1 pseudogene is annotated in these 618 nt (G+C 33.5%); it reads left to right on the forward strand.

The window, feature by feature from the left end:
- Positions 1-618 (forward strand): annotated as a pseudogene (locus tag ACNPNW_RS06435) (integrase); the annotation flags it as partial.

Raw genomic sequence — 618 nt, forward strand, 5'->3', positions numbered from 1 at the left:
CAAATTGTGTAATGGAGCTATTCTTGCTGATTTTAAAGAAAAATTTTATGAAAAGTGGAGCTATTCTCTTAATAAAAAGACTCAAAATATAAGTTTACAATCTACAGTTGAAGCTCAGCAAAACTTAGTAAACATATTATTTGAATGTCTATGTATATCATTAATTTTCGATCAAGGATGTATTCATCCTGAACGGCTTATTGCAATTCATGATGCAATTTTTGAAATGAATCTAGACAGTGGACTACTGCCAATTTACTCTGGTTCAAAGAATCATGCCTACGTTTTCTCATACACTCTATCATCTCAAAAATATGGCAATTTCTACCGTTATGATAGCCAAGGAAATGTGGAATTATGGCAAACACAGCAAATATATTTTAACGCAATCTCAATGCTTTGTTATTTGCGTATCCGAGAGCATCTTCATGGTAACCAAGGTTATGCATTACAGTTTACATCGCCTCTTAGTATTTGGCAGCAAACACACGATGATCAAGATCAAAAAGTTAAGCGGGAAGATTTACTTTATAAGCGGCTAAAAGCACATTTTAAAGATGTTGTTCCTGATCATCAATTTATCAAAGAGTTTGGGCGACGTCGTTTTTCTGCTTTCAA

It is taken from the genome of Acinetobacter endophylla, from assembly GCF_053543775.1.